The sequence below is a fragment of the Clostridium niameyense genome (assembly GCF_001243045.1).
Lineage (GTDB): Bacteria > Bacillota > Clostridia > Clostridiales > Clostridiaceae > Clostridium_F > Clostridium_F niameyense.
In genome coordinates this window covers 60,945-82,243 of the sequence record NZ_LN849007.1, presented here as the reverse complement: position 1 = coordinate 82,243, position 21,299 = coordinate 60,945, and the positions used below count along the sequence as shown (strand labels likewise).

At 28.9% G+C, this 21,299-nt stretch carries 21 protein-coding genes and 1 riboswitch; of the genes, 2 read left to right on the top strand and 19 right to left on the bottom strand.

What is annotated here, in order from left to right; all coding sequences use genetic code 11:
• Window positions 1-58: 58 nt before the first annotated feature.
• The 11 genes from BN1711_RS01470 to cdaA form a co-directional block, all read right to left on the bottom strand.
• A complete protein-coding gene (locus BN1711_RS01470; protein WP_050606433.1) occupies window positions 59-589 on the bottom strand; it encodes a 2-oxoacid:acceptor oxidoreductase family protein in 531 nt (176 codons plus the stop codon).
• Entirely contained in the window at window positions 590-1,339 is a 750-nt protein-coding gene (locus BN1711_RS01465) for a thiamine pyrophosphate-dependent enzyme (protein WP_050606432.1), read from the bottom strand. It lies immediately after the preceding gene.
• Window positions 1,339-2,409, bottom strand: coding sequence for a 3-methyl-2-oxobutanoate dehydrogenase subunit VorB (locus BN1711_RS01460; protein ID WP_050606431.1), 1,071 nt, complete (start codon window positions 2,407-2,409; stop codon window positions 1,339-1,341). The genes BN1711_RS01465 and BN1711_RS01460 overlap by 1 nt, the downstream gene beginning before the upstream one ends.
• 16 nt (window positions 2,410-2,425) lie before the next feature.
• Complete coding sequence (locus BN1711_RS01455; protein WP_050606430.1) at window positions 2,426-2,635, bottom strand: 4Fe-4S binding protein; 210 nt, start codon at window positions 2,633-2,635, stop codon at window positions 2,426-2,428.
• Window positions 2,636-2,712: 77 nt separating this feature from the next.
• Window positions 2,713-3,375, bottom strand: a complete 663-nt coding sequence (locus tag BN1711_RS01450) for a nucleotide-binding protein (protein ID WP_050606429.1) — start codon at window positions 3,373-3,375, stop codon at window positions 2,713-2,715.
• 257 nt (window positions 3,376-3,632) lie between these two features.
• Complete coding sequence (buk, locus tag BN1711_RS01445) at window positions 3,633-4,703, bottom strand: butyrate kinase (protein WP_050606428.1); 1,071 nt, start codon at window positions 4,701-4,703, stop codon at window positions 3,633-3,635.
• A 34-nt stretch (window positions 4,704-4,737) separates the two neighbouring features.
• Window positions 4,738-5,649, bottom strand: coding sequence for a phosphate butyryltransferase (gene ptb / locus BN1711_RS01440; protein ID WP_050606427.1), 912 nt, complete (start codon window positions 5,647-5,649; stop codon window positions 4,738-4,740).
• The gene (gene buk / locus BN1711_RS01435; protein WP_050606426.1) at window positions 5,650-6,735 is read right to left on the bottom strand and encodes a butyrate kinase; all 1,086 of its coding nucleotides are present in this window, start codon (window positions 6,733-6,735) and stop codon (window positions 5,650-5,652) included.
• A gap of 81 nt (window positions 6,736-6,816) precedes the next feature.
• Window positions 6,817-8,412 (bottom strand): NAD(P)/FAD-dependent oxidoreductase, encoded by a 1,596-nt coding sequence (locus BN1711_RS01430; RefSeq protein WP_050606425.1) that lies wholly within the window; start codon window positions 8,410-8,412, stop codon window positions 6,817-6,819.
• Window positions 8,393-9,694 (bottom strand): CdaR family protein, encoded by a 1,302-nt coding sequence (locus BN1711_RS01425; protein ID WP_050606424.1) that lies wholly within the window; start codon window positions 9,692-9,694, stop codon window positions 8,393-8,395. The genes BN1711_RS01430 and BN1711_RS01425 overlap by 20 nt, the downstream gene beginning before the upstream one ends.
• The gene (gene cdaA, locus BN1711_RS01420; protein ID WP_050606423.1) at window positions 9,664-10,512 is read right to left on the bottom strand and encodes a diadenylate cyclase CdaA; all 849 of its coding nucleotides are present in this window, start codon (window positions 10,510-10,512) and stop codon (window positions 9,664-9,666) included. The genes BN1711_RS01425 and cdaA overlap by 31 nt, the downstream gene beginning before the upstream one ends.
• Before the next feature lie 131 nt (window positions 10,513-10,643).
• Window positions 10,644-10,766, top strand: a riboswitch (cyclic di-AMP (ydaO/yuaA leader).
• On the opposite strand from cdaA, the gene BN1711_RS12490 reads away from it, so the two are divergent.
• Window positions 10,767-11,303: a cell wall hydrolase gene (locus tag BN1711_RS12490; RefSeq protein WP_050606422.1), complete on the top strand. Its 537-nt coding sequence runs from the start codon at window positions 10,767-10,769 to the stop codon at window positions 11,301-11,303.
• 33 nt (window positions 11,304-11,336) lie between these two features.
• Here BN1711_RS12490 and BN1711_RS01410 read toward each other — a convergent pair whose 3' ends face one another.
• From BN1711_RS01410 to ptsP, 6 genes are all read right to left on the bottom strand, one after another.
• On the bottom strand, window positions 11,337-12,194 hold the full coding sequence (locus BN1711_RS01410) for an NAD(P)/FAD-dependent oxidoreductase (protein WP_050606421.1): 858 nt from the start codon (window positions 12,192-12,194) through the stop codon (window positions 11,337-11,339).
• A gap of 64 nt (window positions 12,195-12,258) precedes the next feature.
• The gene (trxA, locus tag BN1711_RS01405; RefSeq protein WP_050606420.1) at window positions 12,259-12,576 is read right to left on the bottom strand and encodes a thioredoxin; all 318 of its coding nucleotides are present in this window, start codon (window positions 12,574-12,576) and stop codon (window positions 12,259-12,261) included.
• A 79-nt stretch (window positions 12,577-12,655) separates the two neighbouring features.
• Window positions 12,656-13,834 (bottom strand): beta-aspartyl-peptidase, encoded by a 1,179-nt coding sequence (gene iadA / locus BN1711_RS01400; RefSeq protein WP_050606419.1) that lies wholly within the window; start codon window positions 13,832-13,834, stop codon window positions 12,656-12,658.
• 65 nt (window positions 13,835-13,899) lie between these two features.
• The gene (locus BN1711_RS01395) at window positions 13,900-15,156 is read right to left on the bottom strand and encodes a tetratricopeptide repeat protein (protein ID WP_050606418.1); all 1,257 of its coding nucleotides are present in this window, start codon (window positions 15,154-15,156) and stop codon (window positions 13,900-13,902) included.
• A gap of 32 nt (window positions 15,157-15,188) precedes the next feature.
• On the bottom strand, window positions 15,189-15,929 hold the full coding sequence (locus BN1711_RS01390) for a DUF4652 domain-containing protein (protein WP_050606417.1): 741 nt from the start codon (window positions 15,927-15,929) through the stop codon (window positions 15,189-15,191).
• Window positions 15,930-16,066: 137 nt separating this feature from the next.
• A complete protein-coding gene (ptsP, locus tag BN1711_RS01385) occupies window positions 16,067-17,683 on the bottom strand; it encodes a phosphoenolpyruvate--protein phosphotransferase (protein WP_050606416.1) in 1,617 nt (538 codons plus the stop codon).
• 310 nt (window positions 17,684-17,993) lie between these two features.
• Between ptsP and BN1711_RS01380 the strand changes: the two genes are divergently transcribed.
• Complete coding sequence (locus BN1711_RS01380) at window positions 17,994-20,006, top strand: sigma 54-interacting transcriptional regulator (protein WP_050606415.1); 2,013 nt, start codon at window positions 17,994-17,996, stop codon at window positions 20,004-20,006.
• 53 nt (window positions 20,007-20,059) lie between these two features.
• On the opposite strand, the gene BN1711_RS01375 is transcribed toward BN1711_RS01380, so the two are convergent.
• The gene (locus BN1711_RS01375) at window positions 20,060-20,725 is read right to left on the bottom strand and encodes a tetratricopeptide repeat protein (RefSeq protein WP_050606414.1); all 666 of its coding nucleotides are present in this window, start codon (window positions 20,723-20,725) and stop codon (window positions 20,060-20,062) included.
• On the bottom strand, window positions 20,725-21,294 hold the full coding sequence (locus tag BN1711_RS01370) for a Fe-S-containing hydro-lyase (protein ID WP_050606413.1): 570 nt from the start codon (window positions 21,292-21,294) through the stop codon (window positions 20,725-20,727). Before BN1711_RS01370 ends, BN1711_RS01375 begins: the two co-directional genes overlap by 1 nt.
• Window positions 21,295-21,299: the final 5 nt, after the last annotated feature.

Genomic DNA, 21,299 nt, shown 5'->3' with positions numbered 1-21,299 from the left:
CCAGTGAAGATATATCAAATCTTCACTGGTCTTATAGAAGAATATATTAACTTATTTTCTATTTTGCGTATCCTTCTCCTACCTTAAGAGCAGCCTTATTTGATTCAAAGAATTTTTCTTTACCATGGTCTTTTAATGATGAAGTGATTTCATCCATAGTAACTATTCCTGTTTCTTTTACAAGAGCTCCTAAAAGAATCATATTTGCTATTTTTGTGCTACCTAATTTTTCAGCTTCATCTTGAGCTGGGATAGCTATAACCTTTATGTCTTTTCTTTCTGGCATTCTATCAACTAGGTTAGAATCTAATACAATTAGTCCACCTGGAGCTACCATATCTTCAAATTTATCTAAAGAAGGTCTATTCATTACAACTAATGTATCTGGTGCTGTTACTATAGGAGAACCTACTGGTGTATCTGATAGAACAACTGAACAGTTAGCTGTACCTCCTCTCATTTCTGGACCATAAGAAGGTAACCATGAAACTTCCATGTTTGAATCCATTCCTGCATATGCTAAGAATTTACCCATTGATAATATACCTTGACCACCAAAACCTGCAAATATTATTTGTTGTGATGCCATTTATTTCACCTCCCCAGTTATATCCTTCTTAACGCCAAGAGGATAGTATGGAATCATATTTTCTCTTAACCAATTTAATGACTCTTGAGGAGATAGTCCCCAGTTAGTTGGGCAAATTGATAATACCTCTACTAATGAGAATCCTTTTCCTTCTAATTGATTTTGGAAAGCTTTCTTTATAGCTTTTTTAGCTTTTAATATATTTGGAACAGTATCTACTGATACTCTTTCTACATAACAAGCTCCTGATAAAGTAGCTATCATTTCAGCTACTCTAACTGGGTATCCTGCATATTTTACATCTCTACCATATGGAGTAGTTTCTGTTACTTGTCCTGGTAATGTTGTAGGTGCCATTTGTCCACCTGTCATACCATATATACAGTTATTTACAAATATTGTTGTAACGTTTTCACCTCTGTTTGCAATATGAACGATTTCAGCTGTTCCGATTGCAGCTAAATCTCCATCTCCTTGATAAGTAAATACTACTGAATCTGGATGAGATCTCTTTATACCTGTTGCAACTGCTGGAGCTCTACCGTGTGCTGCTTCAAACATATCACACGCAAAATAATTATATGCTAAAACTGAACATCCAACTGGAGCAACTCCTATAGTTTTATCTAATATTCCAAGTTCATCTATAGCCTCAGCAACTAGTTTATGAATAACACCATGTGTACATCCTGGACAATAATGTGTAGGAACATCCATTAATGCTTTAGGTGGTTGATATACAATAGACATTATTTAACACCTCCTACTATAGCTTTTACTTTATCTAGTATATCTGATTGATCTGGAACCATACCGCCTGTTCTTCCATAGAAATCAACTGGTTTTCTTCCATTTGCTGCTAATTTAACGTCATAAACCATTTGACCACAACTCATTTCTACTGATAAGTAACCATGTTTTGTTTTATCTATAGTCTTTTCAAATGCTTCAAATGGGAATGGCCAAATTGTTATAGGTCTTATTAATCCTAATGTAATTCCCTCTTCTGCTGCTAACTTAACAACGTTTTTGCATATTCTTGAAGTTGTTCCATATGCAACTAATATTAAATCACACTCTTTATCGCAATTAAATAATTCATATCTAACTTCATTTTCTTTTATTGTATTATATTTTTCTTGTAAATGTTCATTATGCTTTTCTAATATTTCTGGTTGTAAATATAATGAATTTATTATGTTGTGTTTCTTTCTTCCATGTAATCCATTAGCTGCCCAATCTTTTTTAGGAAGATCTTTATGAGGTCTTTCCTTAAATTCAACTGGTTCCATCATTTGTCCAAGCATTCCATCACCCATAACCATACAAGGTGTTCTGTATATATCAGCAATATCAAATGCATCTTGTATTAAGTCAACCATTTCTTGTATTGAAGATGGAGCTAGTACTGGCATATTAAAATCACCATGTCCACTTGCTTTTGTTGCTTGGAAGTAATCTGATTGCGCAGGTTGGATACTTCCAAGTCCTGGACCTCCTCTAACAATATTGATTAGAACACATGGAAGCTCAGCTGCAGCTATATAAGAAATTCCTTCTGATTTTAAGCTTATTCCTGGTGAACTTGAAGATGTCATACATCTTACACCACTTCCTGCTGCACCATAAACCATGTTTATAGCAGCGATTTCACTTTCAGCTTGTAAAAATGTCTTATTTATTTTAGGCATCTTCTTTGACATGTAAGCTGCAACTTCTGTTTGTGGAGTAATTGGATATCCAAAGAAACATTCACATCCAGATTGGATGGCAGCTTCTCCTATAGCTTCATTACCTTTCATTAAAACTTTTTGACCCATTATATAACCCCTCCTTTTACTTTTCTACTGTTATTACACAATCTGGGCATATTCTTGCACATGATGCACAAGCTATACAATCATCTTTCTTTTCATCAACTATTGTTGCGGGATGATACCCTTTTATATTTAATTTATCTGAGAAACTTATTATTTTTTTAGGACACGCATTGATGCAATGACCACAGCCTTTACATCTTTCTTCCCTAAATATTACTTTTGGCATTTCAACCCCTCCTTAAGATTTAATAAGTAGTATATTTATTAAAATTTATGCTATCACTAAATTTTATTATAAAATAATTATCTCCAAGGTGGTTTCATATATATATCTACAGGCAATATTTCAGCATGAACCTTACCTTGTATATCGTTTACAAATTTCTTATCACAAACTACATACTTATATGGAACATTTATCTTTTCTGAAAGTTCTTTTACAAGCTTGTCTCCATTTAGAATATGATCCACAGTAGTATCATAGGATAAATTTGAATTTGATATAAGATAATTTACTTTTAATCTTGATGCATGCTCGATAGATTTAATATATTCGATTGTATCTTCAGTTGTAGATGTAAGAGGTCTATTATTATTTATTACAAAATACATATCATAGTCCTCTTCCCTAAAGTATCTGTTATATTGACCAAGTACCGTAGCACCTTGATCATCCCCACCAATGTCCATAACTACCTCATAACTTTTGTCATTAAATACAGCCATAACTTCGCTTGGAACTACCATTAGCTCTGCATTCATAAGATTTGGATCTGATGCTATAACCTTTATACCAAGCTCATCAAATTCTTTTTTTAAATTTCTAGAGCAAAAGTATGGATTTACAATGTCAATATCAACTATGGCTACTTTTTTACCTTGTCTTGCTAGTTTTTTTGCGTAATTTACTGATATTTCTGTTTTACCACTACCAAAATGTCCTGTGAAAACACTTATTCTGCTCATCTTACCACTCCAATTATGAGTTACCTCATTTTGTAATCATTTTCATAAGCTATAAAAAAATATATTGAGACCTATGTATAAAGATATAAAATGAAGTAACTCTTTCATTTTTCTGTTACCATAGAAATTTTTCAACAAATTTCTAAAATCATTATATCACAAATTTTATTGTTTTGGTAAGATTATTTTAAAAATTTTAATTGTTATAATTTTATCATATTTTGAATGTTGTTTTTATTAAAATTTCATTTTTCTCACTATTTATATTCCTTTGCCTTTTCTTCACCCTTTAGAACTCTTAATCCCCCTTGGGCTAAAGCTAGCAATTCATCTTCTCCAGGGTATCTAACAACTGGTGCTATAAAAGATACCATTTCTTTTATTCCATTTGATATAACCTTGCTATAAGCAATACCCCCTGTTAAAAGTATAGCATTTACTTTACCGCATAGACATGCTGCAGACTTTCCTATTTCTTTTGATACTTGATATATAAAGGAATCTACTATTAATTTTGCATCTTTTTCACCATTTTCAGCTTTTTGTTCTACTTCTCTAAAGTCATTTGTATTTAAGTATGCAACTACGCCACCTTTTCCACTTATCTTTTTCTTCATTTCTTCATAAGTATACTTTCCACTGTAGCATAGTGATATTAAATCTCCTACTGGTAATCCACCTGTTCTTTCTGGTGAAAATGGTCCTTCTCCATCTAAAGCATTATTTACATCTATAACTTTTCCTTTTTCATGAGCACCTACAGATACTCCTCCACCCATATGTGCTACTATTAAATTTAATTCTTCATAATTTTTATTGTTTTCTTTTGCATATCTTTTAGCTACTGCCTTTTGATTTAATGCATGGAATTTACTTTTTCTATCTATCTCTGGCATACCAGATATTCTAGCTAGATCCTTCATTTCATCTACAACTACAGGATCTACTATAAATGAAGGTATATTAAGTGATTTTCCTATTTCATTAGCTATTATTCCGCCTAAGTTAGCTGCATGTTGTCCTTGAACACCCTTTTTTAAATCCTCAATCATTAAATCGTTTACTTCATATGTTCCACCTTCTATTGGTTTTAAAAGACCACCTCTGCCCACTACTGCATTTAACTCATTTATATCAAAATTCTTTTCTTTTAAAACATTTAATATAACTTCTTTTCTAAATTCAAATTGGTCATATATAGTTTCATATTTTTCAATTTCTTCTGAAGAGTGTCTTAAAGTTTCTTCTAAGATTTGATTTTCATCTTCATATACTCCTATTTTAGTAGATGTTGAACCTGGATTTATTATTAGCAATTTGTAACCCATATAAACTTCCTCCCTCATAATATACTGTAGTAATTTATTTTTTTAATTGGCTAGCAACTAAAGCTGCCAATGCTATTGCATTTAATTTTGCTTCATGGCTGTCACTTCTTGATGTTAAAACAACTGGTGCTGCAGTACCAACTAAAAGACCAGCATTTTTACAATCTGCTGCATAGCTTAATGTTTTATACATTATATTTCCTGCTTCTATATTTGGCATTAAGAAAATGTTTGCATTTCCTGCAACAGGACTTTTTATTCCCTTATGTGCAGCAGCTTCTTCTGATATAGCATTATCTAAAGCTAATGGTCCATCTATAATACAACCTTTTATTTGTCCTCTATCACTCATTTTAGCAAGATTAGCTGCGTCTAATGTAGCTTGCATTTTAGGGTTGACCACTTCTACAGCACAAATAGGTGCTACTTTTGGAGTTTCTATTCCTATAGCATGAGCTACAGTAACAGCATTTTTAACAATATCTATTTTGTCTACAAATTCTGGATACATATTAAAAGCAGAGTCTGTTATTAATAACAACTTGTTAAGTTTAGGAACTTCAAAAACTGCTATATGCGACATTAATTTACCAGTTCTTAATCCTACTTGCTTATTTAAAACAGATCTTAAAAAATTAGCTGTATCAATTAATCCTTTCATAACCATATCTGCTTTTCCACTTGAAACGATTTCAACTGCTTTAAGAGCAGCCTTTCTCTTATCCTTTTCATCAACTATTTCATAATCATTTAAATTCATTCCTATTTCTTTTGCTATTTCTTCTATTTGATCTTTATCTCCTACAAGTATTGCATTAACAAGCCCTTGTTCTTTAGCATCTTTTATAGCCTCTAACACTGGTTTATCTTGGGCCACTGCTACAGATATTGTTCTCCTTTCTTGATTTTTAGCCATCTCCATAATTTCTTGGAAACTCTTAATCATTTAAAACACCTCTTCCTCGTAAATTTTTGCCTTTTCTTCAGAATTTAAAACTCGTAGTGCTCCCTCTGCTAAAGCCAACATTTCATCTTCTCCAGGAACTAACTCCACATTTGCTATAAATCCAACTTTTTCTTCTATCCATTTTACAAATCTTTTATTAAATGCAAAGCCTCCTGTCAAAATTATAGCATCTACTTTTCCCTTTAATACAGTAGCCATGGCCCCTATCTCTTTTGATATTTGATAGGCCATAGCCTGAAAAACTAATTCTGCTCTGTTATCATTATCTTCAATCATCTTATCTACTGTTTTTCCATCATTAGTTCCCAAATAAGCTATTAGTCCTCCTGAGCCTACTAATTTTTCTTTTAATTCTTTATAATTATATTTTTGGCTATAAGCCATTTTTACTAAATCTCTAACAGGTAGTCCACCCGTTCTATCTGGGGAAAATGGACCTTCCTCATTTGCATTATTTACATCAAGTATTTTACTATTATATATAGGGGATACAGAAATTCCACCACCCATGTGTGCAACTATAAAAGAACTATTATAAAAATCTTTGTCTAATTTTTTACAAACTTTTCTAGTTACAGCTTTTATATTTAGGGCATGTACTAAAGATCTTCTCTTAATTTCCGGCATTCCCGATATTCTAGCCTCTTCCTTTAATTCATCAACAGCAACAGGATCTACTATAAATGACGGTATGTTAGCTCTTAATCCAATATCATAAGCTATAACTCCTCCAAGATTAGAGGCATGTTGTCCTTGATATCCTGCCTTTAAATCTTGAAGCATTTTATCCGTTATCTTATATGTACCACCTGGCATAGAACGTAATAGTCCACCTCTGCCTACTACTGCACATAAATCTTGAACGTTAAATCCTTGTTTTTTCAGCCACTTAATAATTACAGCTTCTCTCATATCTTTTTGTGAATAAATAGTATTGTATTTTTTTATTTCTTCTACAGGGTGTGATAAATTTTCTGATGAAATACATTTTAAGTCCTGAAAAACTGCTATTTTAGTAGAAGTAGAGCCAGGATTAACTACCAATAATAACCCTCTTTTATTCATACTAAATCCCCCAATGTAAAACGTTATCACTCTTCTATTCTATCAGAAATTTTTGATAAAATAAATTTTTTTAAGAAATTTTTATAATGGAGCAAATTTTGTCATAATATTTTCCGCTACTTTTACTCCATCTACGGCTGCAGATACTATGCCTCCTGCGTACCCAGCACCTTCTCCCGCAGGGTATAATCCTGATAATGAAATACTTTCTAAATCTTCTGTCCTCTTTAATCTAACTGGCGCTGATGTTCTAGTTTCTATACCTGTTATTATAGCATTTTCATCTGTAAAGCCCTTTATTTTCCTATCAAAATTATCAAATCCCTCTCTTAAAGATTCAGATACATAATTTGGTAAACATAACGATACATCTGTAAGTTCATAACCTGGTCTATATGAAGGTTCTATTTTTCCTAATTTAGAGGATTTTTTTCCTTCTAAAAAGTCTTTTACTAGCTGAACTGGAGCATTATAATTGCTTCCTCCAACTTTATAAGCTAGATTTTCATACTGTCTTTGAAACTCTATTCCTTTTAATGGAGTAGTTCCTGAAAAATCTTCAGGTGATACTGAAACTACTATAGCAGAGTTAGAATTTCTTTCATCTCTAGCATAATAACTCATACCATTAGTTACAAGTCTATCTTTTTCCGAAGCTGCTGCTACAACTATTCCACCTGGACACATACAAAAGCTATAAACCGCTCTATTAGTATTTTTAGTAGTATAGGTTAATCTATAATCCGCTGCTTTAAGCCTTGGATGACCTGCATATTTTCCATATTGATTTATATCTATCATTTCTTTTAAATGTTCAACTCTAACCCCTATCGCAAATGGTTTGCTTTCCATATAAATAGAATTTTTATAAAGCATTTCATAAGTATCTCTTGAACTATGCCCTATAGCTAATATTAGATTATCACAAGGTATCTCTTCACTATTAACTATGATGGCCCTAAGTTTACCTTCTTTAATAATTAAATCTTCTAATTTACTACTAAATCTAACTTCTCCACCTAAAGAAATTATATTATTTCTTATGTTTTTAACTACTTGTTTTAATATATCCGTACCTATATGTGGTTTACCAGAATAAATAATTTCCTTGGGTGCACCATTTTTAACAAATTCATTTAAAATAAATGAACATCTAGTATCTTTAATTCGTGTAGTTAATTTTCCATCGGAAAAAGTTCCTGCACCGCCTTCTCCAAACTGTACATTAGATTCCGTATTAAGTTTTCCATCTTGCCAAAACTTCCCCACACTTTCTGTTCTTTTTTCTATACATTCACCTCTTTCTATTACAATGGGCTTATATCCATTTTGAGCCATAATTAAAGCTGCAAACATACCTGCGGGACCCATACCAACTATAACAGGTCTATGTTTCATTTTTTCTATACCAAATTTAATATTTTCTTCTAATGGTTGTTCTTCTAACTTTACATCTCTAGAATTTATTTTCTTTAGCACCTTTTTTTCTTTTTCGCAACTAACTTCTACTGAATAATTAAATTTTATATTATTTCTTCTGGCATCTATAGATTCTCTTAAAATATTAAATTCTAAAATACTATCCACAGGTATTTTTAATTTACTTGCAGCTTTCTTCTTTAATAAACTTATATCCTCATCTATAGATAAACTTATATTACTGATTCTTAACGGCATTGTTCTCCTCCTGTTTTGGTTTAATTGTAACATGTACATCTAATGGATCTGATGAAACTTTATATATGTTATCCGGTAATTGAACTACTACTGGTAAATTACTTTCACCTTCGTTTATATTTTTTAAATCCACAAAACATTTTATATCATTGGAATTTAAATTGTTTATATCACTACCATTTCCTTTAACCACAATTTCAACACTAGTTTTACTTAGTAAAACATCTTTATCATTTGGTGAATTTAATATATCAATATCTTTAACAAAATTTCTTGTTATAATATTCCCCTCTACACTTCCATTTGGCTTATTATTCTGATTATTTTTTTCAGCATTTTTGTTTTTTCTAAAAGTGATTTTTAAATTTACACTATCGTTTTTATCTACTAGTATTACTCCTTTAGGAAGCATTAACTTAGCCTTTATATATTCTTTTTCTGTTTTTATATTATTTATATCTATAATTTCTGTGCTTAAAAATTCAATATTATTTATTATAGAATCTTTACCTGTAATTTTCACTTCTGAAACTGTGGGTATAATAGATTCTATATACTTGTTATTATTTAAATCTCCATTTAAATTAAGCTTTACTTTTACACTTTTTACTCGTTCAATTGGTACTTCTACCTGGGCAAAACTAGGTTCTATATCTACATTTTTTACTATGTTACCATTAGAATCTCTTGCCTTTAATAAAACTTTCTTATTTATATAATTTGAACTTTCACTTATATTACAAACTGCTACCACATCTTTTACAATATTTACTGAACTTTCTGTACCACTAACTAATGCTGTTTTTAAATTAGCCTTAGGCGTTACTGGAAAATACCCTTCTTTTGTTTTTCCCATAAGTTTTATATTTACTTTAACATTTTTAGATTTTAATTTATCCAAAATTACTTTAGTCCATAAATTATCTTCATTTACTATTTTAATATTTTTAGGGCTTTTCTTTACCTGTACTGGTATCTTATTTAAACCTTTTTTCAAACTATAAGAACTTAAATCCGCTTCTAAATTAAACTGCTCTGGTTTTACAGAATATATATCTGATGCATTTCCTCTTATAGTAATTGACACTGTACTTTCTTCTTCTTGAACCATAGCTAAATCTAACCCTTTAGCATTAGTCTGATTTATAATTTTAACAGGTACTATGATATTACTCTCTTTAATAGGGTTTTCCACATTATATACATATAACCATAAAGCAAAAGAGGCTATAATACAGCAAATTTTCACTATTAGATTTTCTTTTTTACTTTTTTCGCCCATTTTACCACCTGCCCCTTAAAACTAATATCCTCAACTTTTCTTTTTTTCATTATTCTTATCATTATATCTTTTAAATTGTCCTTAGTATATCCTCTTGTTAATTGACCATTAACAGCTAAGGATATAATTCCTGTTTCTTCAGAAACAACTATAATTATTGCATCTGATATCTCCGATACACCTATGGCTGCCCTATGTCTTGTTCCTAATTTTTTATTTATATCTGTATTTTGAGTCAACGGTAAAAAACATCCTGCTGCTACAATTCTATCATTTCTTATAATAGTGGCCCCATCATGTAACGGTGTATTAACTACAAATATATTTTCTAATAAAGCAGATGATACTACAGCATCTAATCTATTTCCTGTCTTTATTATCTCTCCTAATCCTGTGAACTGTTCAATCACTATTAAAGCCCCTGTTTTATCTTTAGAAAGATTTTCTATAGCTAACACTATATTATCTATAACTTCCTCCATAACTTTTTCATCCTCTAATAAATGTTTATCATTAAATGCACTTCTTCCTATATGCTCTAATGCCCTTCGTATTTCTGGCTGGAATATTATTACAAAGGATAATACTCCTATCGTAATGGTTTTTGTTAAAATCCAACTTAACATAGTTAAATGTAATAAGCTACTAATAGGTATTAAAATTATAATAAGTATTATGCCTTTTAATAATTGTTCTGCTCTAGTTTCCTTAATTAAAATATAACTTTTATAAAAGATATATGAAACTACTAGTATATCTAGTATAGAGTACATACTAATGTTTTTAATTGAATTTATAACCATCTGTAAAAATTCCACCCACAGCTCACCCCTTAAAATTAATTATACATTCTAAATTATACACTATTTAATTATTTTTATATCACTTAAAATATAAATTTATTAATTTTTTAATTAATTTTTTAGTATTAAATAATAAAAATTGGGAATAATAGCAATAGCCTAAGTTTTTTACACGGGGAAACCAAATTTTGGGGTGAATCATATTTTTATGTAGGTTATGCCTTTTCCGAACCCGTCAGCTAACCCCGTCGGCAAAAGGAGGAATAAAATTGAAAAAATTTTTTACATTATTATTAACAGTTTTTTTATTAGTTTTTTTAGGTAAAACTAATTTTGTATTTGCTGCTTCATTACCAGTAAATACTGGTGATATAAATTCTTTTAAACTAAAATCTGATTCTGTTCAAGTAGTAAAATACACCAATAAAAACATACGTATTACAAAAGATGATATTTACTTAATGTCTCAAGTAGTTCAAGCCGAAAGTTGCGGTGAACCCTTTGAAGGTAAAGTTGCAGTAGCATCTGTAATATTAAATAGAACTGTAGATTCTAAATTTCCTAATACTATTGAACAAGTTATAAAAGAAAAAGGTGCGTTTTCATGTATTGATAAATACGGAAACATAAACAAGATTCCAGATAAAAACAGTTATGCAGCAGTGATGGAAGCTCTAAAAGGTAATGATCCAACAAATTATTCTCTATTTTTTTATAATCCTAAAATAGCTACTTGTAAATGGATGAAGAACGTATCAAAACATAATAAAAAGGCAATAGGAAACCACGTGTTTTTTAAAATATAAAATAAAAATAATCCCTAAATTTAGGGATTATTTTTATTTTATATTTAAGTAATTTACTGCACTTAAAGCTGCGACTTGACCTTCACCAGCTGATTTTATATATTGATAAGGCTTTCCAGTGCAATCTCCTGCAGCAAAGCACCCTCTTATATTAGTACTCATATCTCTATTAACTTTTATATGTTCTCCTTCCATCTCCAGACCTGGAACTAATTGTGATGGGGATATACTATCTTTTAAAACAAATACCCCATCTACTTTTAATTCTCCTTCATTAAGAATTAAGCTCTCTACACTTTCTTGTCCTGAAATTTCTTTAGGGGCATCTCTTACTATATCTATGTTACTTTTTAATGAATATTCTCCTTTATACATAGGTATATAATAAAGCTTTGAAACTAATTCACTAACAAAATTAGCCTCTTCCTCTGATTCTTTATTATATCCTATAATAGCCACAATTTTATTCTTGTAAAGTGGAGCATCACAAGTTGCACAATATCCTACACCTCTTCCTAAAAATTCTTCCTCTCCTTTTAAAGGTTTAGCATATTCCATTCCTGTAGCTAATATTATGGATTTAGCTTCATAAGTTTTTTCATTAACCATTAAAGCAAAATATTCTCCCATAGCATAAACATTATTTATTTTTTCATAAACTATATTTATTCCCATATTTTCTACATGTTCTTGAAATTTTACTTTTAGTTCTTTTCCACTGACGTTATAAAAACCTAAGTAATTATTTATTTTAGGTGCTTTAACTAATTTGGAACTTAATTCATGACTACCAAATACTATTATTTCTTTATTTCTTATTTTAGCATTTATAGCTGCCTCTAACCCGGCTGGTCCACTTCCTATTATGGCAATATCATATCTCTTTTCCATTCTCCTCACTCCTTATATAGAAAATTGAGAATAACATAACTTGTTATTCTCAATTCATCTTTTGCTAAATGTACTTTTCTACAACTGAAGCTATAGCTTCTTTAGGCCTAAATCCAACTAAAGTTTCTTCTGCATTTCCACCTTTAAATAACATAAGCGTTGGTATACTTGAAATTTTATATTGTGTTGATATAACTGGATTTTCATCTACATTTATTTTAACAAATTTTACTTTTCCATTAAAATCTTCAGAAATTTCTTCTACTACCGGTCCAAGCATTCTACAAGGTCCACACCAAGTAGCCCAAAAATCTACTAATACAGGAATATCGGAATCTAGAACCTCTTTTGAAAATACATTTTCATTTATTTCATTTACCATTATTATTCCTCCTATATACCCCACCAGGGTACTTATTTGTTTACATTTTAATATATTTATATATACAAGTCAATATATATTATTTCTCAAATACTCCTTTTTGTATAACATTTCCTTCTTTAACAAACACTTTACCCTTACACATAACCATATCTATATCTAAATTATTTTTATTTAATATTACAATATCTGCATCTTTATTTTTTTCTATATATCCTTTATTCTTTAATTTTAAATGATCTGCAACATTAGAAGTTACAACTTGAAGTGCTTGCTCAAATTTTATATTTTCTTTAGTTACACAATCTTTAAACTCTTCATATAGTGATTTTACTGATCCTATACCTAATCCTACAAATTGTCTTCTTTCATTAAATATAGGTAAACTTCCCTGACCATCTGAAGAAAACTGTAATTGTTTTATATCTACACCTTGTTCTAATGCCATTTTTAGTGCAGTACTTGCTTTGATTTCTCCTGCTTCTAAAGACTTAATATCAGAGCTTGTAGTAAAATCTATAAATCCACCCTGTTTTGCATATTTTACTCCCTGCTCAAAAAGTTCTTTATTTCTTCCCATGTGTGTAGGTATTATTTGACTCATTGGAATCTCAGTATTATTTATAGTCTCAAATAAATATTCTATGCCAGCTCTTCCTGCTCCAACATGAACATTTATTATACCTGCTTTTCCTGAAATCAATCCACCTACTCTACCTTGAGCACAGATTTTTATAAAGTCATGAAAACTTGGTTGTGATGACCTATGATCTGATATTGCTACCTCTCCTATACCTATAATCTTATCAATAAGTATAATATCAGACTTAGCATTTTCTGTGATACTATTAACAACTGGTATGCTATAGGAACCTGTATATATATATGATGTTATACCTTCTTCCTCTAAGCCATTAGCTTTTGCTAATAAGTTTCCCATACTCCTGCATACACTATCAGTTCCAAGACAACCAACCACAGTAGTTATTCCTGAACTTACTATTTTGGAAAGAGTTATTTCAGGGGTTCTCGTACTAAAACCTCCTTCTCCTCCTCCTCCTGTTATATGAACATGAGGATCAATAAATCCTGGAACTACTATATTATTGTCTGCATCTATTATATTAATATTACAAAAGTCCTTTGGTATAATTACGTTATCATATATTCCTTCTATTTTATTTGAAGCTATAACAATATCCTTTTTGCCTAAATATCTAGGAGAATATATGACTGCATTTTTTATAATTGTTATCACTTTAATTCTCTCCTATTAATAAACTACTATAATATAATTTTCTGCATTAAGGATAGAATTTATTCTTAATTATTATTTAGAACTCTCTTTATATTTGAATTATTATATATAGAACTTGGATATTGGTTAATTAATCTATTTGCGTAATTTTTTGATTTATTATTATCTATCTTTTCATATAGTATACATAGTTTATACAACACTACTTCTTCATAATTATCTTTATTAAATTTATTATCATATTGTTCATAATATTTTATAGCTTCACTGATATTTTCCATGGCTTCATAATTTGTTCCTAATAAATAAATTATATGTGGATATAAATAATTAATATACCCAAAACTATATGCTTTTAATAAACATTCATTACTCTCTTTGAATTTATTATCTTTTAATAAATTCAAAGCATTATTATACATATATTGTATTCCTTCTTCTTTTAATACATCCTCTACCTTTATTAATATAGATTTATCATTTATATTTAAATCTTTGTCTTTCCAATAATTATATATATTATATAATTTATTATAATCTTTTTTATTTAAGCCTTCCTTTGCTTCATCTGCATTAAACTTTAAATTTGATTCCTTTTTAATACTTTTATTTTCAACTTTTTTAGATTTATTTTGCGGAACCTGTTTTTTTGAAGTTACCTTTTTAGGTTCTTTTTTTAGCTTTATATTTCCTAAATATTTATTTTTAAATTCACTATTAAATGTAAACATTAATGTAGACGTAAATACGCTTATAATAAGAATAATACCAACAACTATTTTGCAAATTTTTTTTCTATCACTTTTCACTACTTTTCTCTTAGTTAAAATTTTTCTAATATTTTTTCCACATTCATTATTTTTATCTATAGCTATTACCTTGTTATTATATTCTAAAGCATCAGTGTACTTTCCTAATTTTAAATAACATTCAGATATATTATTACTTACATTTATACTATTAAAATCACTCTCTTCACACTGCTTAAATAAATCTATTGCTTCTCTTATGCTTGATTTTTTCTTTAATAATACTGCATCTGCATATTTTTTCAGAAGTTTTTCATCAAATTTCATTCCATTTAAGTATTTATGTGCAATTTCATCTTTATTGCTACTATAATTCATCTTCCATAGCTTTTTTGCGCTTATTAAATCACCCTTTAAATAGTATAATAATCCTTTTAAATTTATAGCTGAAGAGTTTTTTATATCAACAGCTATACTTTTCTCACAACAGTCTAAAGCCTTATCTATATATCCTTTATTAATTAATTCTAAAGCTTTAAAATATAATTTTTTTGATTTATTCGTTGTATCCATATTATTTTTCCTCACCTAATTATTATAAATAACTATTTTATTAGTTCCTTTATTTTATCATGGGAAAATTTAACTTCATCTACATGAGATTTTGTTAAATTATCATCTTCATAAACATTCAAAGATAATATTAAATCTAATTTTTCTAAAGAATCATTTTGTCTTTTTACAGATATAACTTCTTCCTTATGGTCATGTGATTTATATATTGTTGTTACCTTGTTAGTATTCATATTTATATTATATAAATTTCCACCTTTGTTAACAGTTCCATTAGCTTGTCCTATTATAACCATTAGATTTTCATTGTTTAACCACATTGTATACTTTGGTGTTTTACCAGGTTCTATATCCTTTAAATCCAAATTCCACATAACTCCTTCTGAATCTTTTATGTAAACTTCTCCAATTCCTTCTTCTTGCGCTGATTCCCCCTTTCCTTCTATAGTTACTGAATATTTTTTGTTCTCTGTTTGTTTCCATGGTGTATTAAAACTTGGATTAAAGTTTTTATCCTTAACTTGCTTTTTTCTCCCTGCAACCGCTTTACCACCATTTTCTTCCTTAGTTTCATTTTCTTGTTTATTATTATATTCATTTTTATTTTCCACTTTATTTTGTTTTTGTTCTACATTTTGTTCCTGTTTTTTATTATCTTCACTACCTGCATTTTTTGATGCTAAATTATTGTTTTCACATCCAGATAATAAAAATAATGAAATTAATCCTAACACTAATAAAGTATATGCTTTATTTAAATAACTTTTTTTCATTTTAAAACCTCCAAACTTTAGTATATATATTTAATTATATCTAAAAATACTATTTATGTATATTCATATAAACATTTCTTTCTATGAAATTCTATATAAAAATAGCCATGGATAATTATCCATGACTATAATAATAACTAGTTATTCATTATTATTTGCTTAGCTCTTAATATAGATGATGCACTCATAGAATACTCATCTAATCCATACTCAACAAGAGTTGGTACAGCTTTTTCATCTCCTGCCATTTCTCCGCACATACCACACCATTTACCTTCTTTATGAGCTGCATCTATTGTCATCTTTATCAATCTTAATACTGCTGGATGCATAGGATCATATAAATATGAAACTTTTTCATTCATTCTGTCTGCAGCTAGTGTATATTGAATTAAATCATTAGTTCCTATACTAAAGAAATCAACATGTTTAGCAAGTTCGTCTGCATAAACTGCTGCAGCTGGTATTTCTACCATTATACCCGTTTCTAAATTTGCATTAAATGCTTTTCCTTCTTTCTCTAATTCCGCCATGCATTCTTTTAATACATCTTTAGCTTGTAAAAATTCACTTAAAGATGATATCATAGGAAACATTATTTTTAAATTACCAAAAGCTGATGCCCTAAGTAATGCTCTTAATTGAATTTTAAATAATTCTTTTTTATCAAGACATAATCTTATAGCTCTAAATCCTAAAAATGGATTCATTTCTTCTGGAAGTTGTAAATATGGTAATTTTTTATCTCCGCCAATATCTAATGTTCTTATAACAACAGGTTTCTCTCTCATTTTTTCTACTACATATTTATAAACTTCAAACTGTTCCTCTTCGGTAGGCATACTGTCCCTATCCATGTATAAAAATTCTGTTCTAAAAAGTCCTATACCTTCTCCACCGTTTTCTAGTACAGCAGTTACATCTTGAGGCTTACCAATGTTACCACACACTTCAACATTCTTACCGCTTTTGGTAACAGTTTTAACATTTATTAATTTTTTTAATTCTTCTTTTTCTTTTTCAAATTGCTTTTTGTATCCTTCATATTTTTCTATAGTTGCTTTATCTGGATTTATTATTGCAACTCCTTCTACACCATCTACTATAATTATATCGCCAGTTTCAACTAAATTTGTTATATCCTTCATTCCAACAATTGCTGGTATTTCTAAAGTTCTAGACATTATAGCACTATGAGAAGTTCTACCTCCTATGTTAGTTAAAAAAGCTATAACCTTACTTCTGTCTAATTGAGCAGTATCAGATGGAGTTAAATCATGTGATACTATTATAGTATTTTCTTCTAGATCCTCCATACCATTTCCTACCTTGCCTAATAGATTAAACATTATTCTTTTACCTACATCTTGTATATCTGCTCCTCTTTCTTTTATATACTCATCTTCCATAGAAGCAAAGATTGAAGCATACATATCAATTACATCTTTTAATGCTTTTTCTGCATTTATCTTATTGTTTTCTATACTTGATTCCACTGAACCTACAAATTCTGGATCTTCTAAAAGCATAATATGACCATCAAAAACTGCTGCCTTATCTTTACCCATTTCTTTTTCTGCTTTTTCTTTTATATTTTCAAGCTGTTTTCTTGTATTATTTAAAGCTTCATTAAATCTTATTTTCTCTTCCTCTATATTATCTATATTTTTTGCAACTATATCTAAATCTATATCTTCCTTTAAAAAAACTTTTCCTATCGCATATCCCTTCGAAGCAGCTATACCTCTTTTCATAGTGTTTTCCTCCTTGTTTATCTATAAAATTATTATTCTCTATTTACAATTCAATATGTATAAATATTATTTAGCAAAATTCATGCCAATAAATTTATTGTTATTTTATCATTTTCTTATATTATACACTCTTTTTCCACTATCTTTATAATAGATATTAAATAATAAAAATAGGTATTGATAAAAAATATCAATATTTATCTTTATTATTTATGGTATATTATTATTTTTAAAGGTATAATATAATATAATTGATATTTTTTATCTAATTATAAACAACTTTGATACTTTTTATCAAGGAGTGATATATGTGTATAAAAATAGTATAGTTGTTCACGTTAAAAATGGAATACATACAAGAATTGCTGCTATGATAGTTCATAAAACTACAGAAATACAAACTAAATATAACGTTAATCTTTATGTTAAAAAGATAGATGCTAAAGATACTTTAGCTATAAGCATGCTAGCATTAGTTTCTTTAAAAATAAAAGAAGATGAGATTATAGAAATATCTTGTCCTGATAATTCATCTAAAGCTGAAAAAGCCGTGTTAGAACTATGTAACTTTATAAATAAAGATATTAACATTGATTCTCCTATTTCTAAATTAGATAATATTATAGAGGAAAATACAATAGCCTACGACCAAATTTTTTCTAATATACCTATAGGTATATTAATTGTGGATACAAATAGTAAAATTACTATGGCCAATGATTATGCTTTAAAAGTAATTGGTGAACCATTAAAAAATATTATAGGTAAAAATGTTACTGGAATAATACCTAGTTCACAACTACCAGACGTTGTAAAAAATAAAAATCAACAAATTGGTAAAACCCAACATATAAATAATAAAATAGTGATTGTAAATAGATGTCCTATTTATTTTAATGATAAAATGCTTGGAGCAATAGGAGTATTCCAAGATATTTCTGAATTAGTAGGTATAAAAGAATTAAATGAAAAATTTCAAAAAATATTAGAGGCATCTCATGATTTAATTTGTTTTTTAGACGAAAATGGAAAAATAAATTATATTAATCCATCCTATGAAAAACATTTTTCTATAAAACTTGAAAATGTTATAGGAAAAAATATTAATGAATTATCACCTAATGGTATTAGAGCTAATGTTTTCAAAACCAAATTATCCCAACAAAATATATTTCACTCTAAAGATGGCATAGATATGTTTTCTAATGTAGAGCCAATATTTATAGATAACGTATTTAAAGGTGTTATCTCTATGTCTAAAACTGTTGATGAATTGAAAGATTTATCTTCAAAACTTAGAGAATCGGAAGAAAGAATTAATTATTATAAAGATGAGTTGGATAGACATTTGCCTTTATGTAGTTCCTTTAAATCTATAATTGGTTGGAATTCTTCCTTAAAAGATTGTTTAATCATAGCTGAAAAGGCCTCTAACTCTACGTCCACTGTACTTATACGTGGTGAAAGTGGTACTGGTAAAGAAGTTATAGCTAAAGCTATTCATAATAATAGTAATAGAAAAAATAATCCTTTTGTAAGAGTTAACTGCGCTGCCATACCTGAGAATTTATTAGAAAGTGAACTTTTTGGCTATGAAAAAGGTTCTTTTACAGGAGCTGTAAAAAAGAAACCCGGTAAATTTAATATAGCTCATACAGGAACTATATTTTTAGACGAAATAGGTGATCTCCCGTTATCTATGCAAGTAAAACTGTTAAGGGTTTTACAAGAAAAAGAATTTGAAAGCATTGGAGGAATCAAAACTCAAAAGGTGGATGTAAGAATCATAGCTGCTACCAATAGAAACTTAGAAAAAATGATGGAAGAAGGTAGCTTTAGGGAAGATTTATATTATAGATTAAACGTAATGAATATATCACTCCCACCTTTAAGACATAGAAAACAGGATATAAATCTTTTTGTAGAAGATTTCATCAAAAAATTAAATCCTGTACTAAATAAAAATATAAGCGGCATAAATAAGGAATCTCTGATAAAGCTTCAACAGTATGATTGGCCTGGTAACATAAGAGAATTAGAAAATGTAATAGAGCGAGCTATGAATATGTGTGATGGATCTATAATAACTTGTAAGGACCTACCCTTTTATATAAATAATACAGATGCAAATGATGAAAATACTAATATTAATATTAGTGAGGGAAACTTAAAAACTTTAGAAGAATATGAAAAAGAAATAATAACATTAGCAATGAAGAAGTATAAAACTTTTAATAAGGCCGGAAAAGCTTTAGGTATAACTCATAGAACTGTGTCATTAAAATGTAAAAAATATAATATAACTGAAGAAATATATAAATAACAAAAGTATCCACAGATTGTTAATAACTTTGTTAATTATCTGTGGATACTTTCTTATTTAATAAGATCTTTAAATTCTTTAGAATCCCTAACATTGTCAAAATCTGCCTCATGTTTAGCCTCTTCTTTTACATCTGGACAGATTTCTATAGCCTTTTTTAAATATTTTACTGTATTTTCTACATCTTTACGCCTTCCATAAATACTAGCTTTTCCATAATAACTCCACTCATATTGTTCTATTTCTAATGCTTTATCATACCATTTTAAAGCATCATCATATTTATTATATAATTCATAGGCTAGTGCCTTATTAAATCTAGCATATCCAAAATTAGGTTTTATCTCTAGAGATTTGTCTATGTTCTTCATGCCTTCTTCAAAGTTACCCTTGTAACATAAAGTTATACCTTTTATATTATAAGCCTTATAAAAATTAGGATCTTCTTTTATAACCTCATTTTGCATTTTTATAGCCTGATCATATTTCTTATCAAAAAAAGCTTTTTTTCCTTCTTCACATTTTTGCTCTAACTTTTTAGTTTTTTCATCTTCCTTCTTAACATCTTTATTTTTTTCTTTATTATCTTTACTCATAGATTCTACATTTTTATTATGTTTAATATTCAAAGTCTTGTTATAAGCTATGCTTCCTATTGCCACTAAAGTCAATAATATAAAAATTATTATTTTACTTTTTATAGGTATTTTATTTTTCATTAATGTTCCCCCTTGGCAAAACTATTTAAATACTCTGCTCTACCCTTTTCATATAAATTATCGCCATTAGAATCAATTACCACTATGACTGGAAAGTTTTCCACCTTTAATTCTCTAATAGCTTCAGAATCTAAATCATCATAAGCTATAATTTTTGACTCTTTTATACACTTTGATATTAGTGCAGCTGCACCACCTATAGCTGCAAAATACACAGCTTTATTTTTTACTATAGCATTTATAACTTCCTTAGACCTACTGCCTTTACCTATCATAGCTTTTAATCCTAAATCTAAAAGTTTAGGTGCATAAGTATCCATTCTATAACTTGTAGTAGGTCCCGCTGCTCCAATAACCCCACCTTCTTTAGCTGGCGTAGGCCCTACGTAGTATATTGTGGAATTTTCCATGGCAAACGGTAATTTTTCTCCTAAATCTAAGGTATCTACTAATCTTTTATGAGCTGCATCTCTAGCAGTATATATAGTACCTGTAATTAAAACAGTATCTCCAACTTTTAAATTTTTTATTTTTTCCTCTGTAAAAGGAGTATGTATACTTTTCTCCATATATG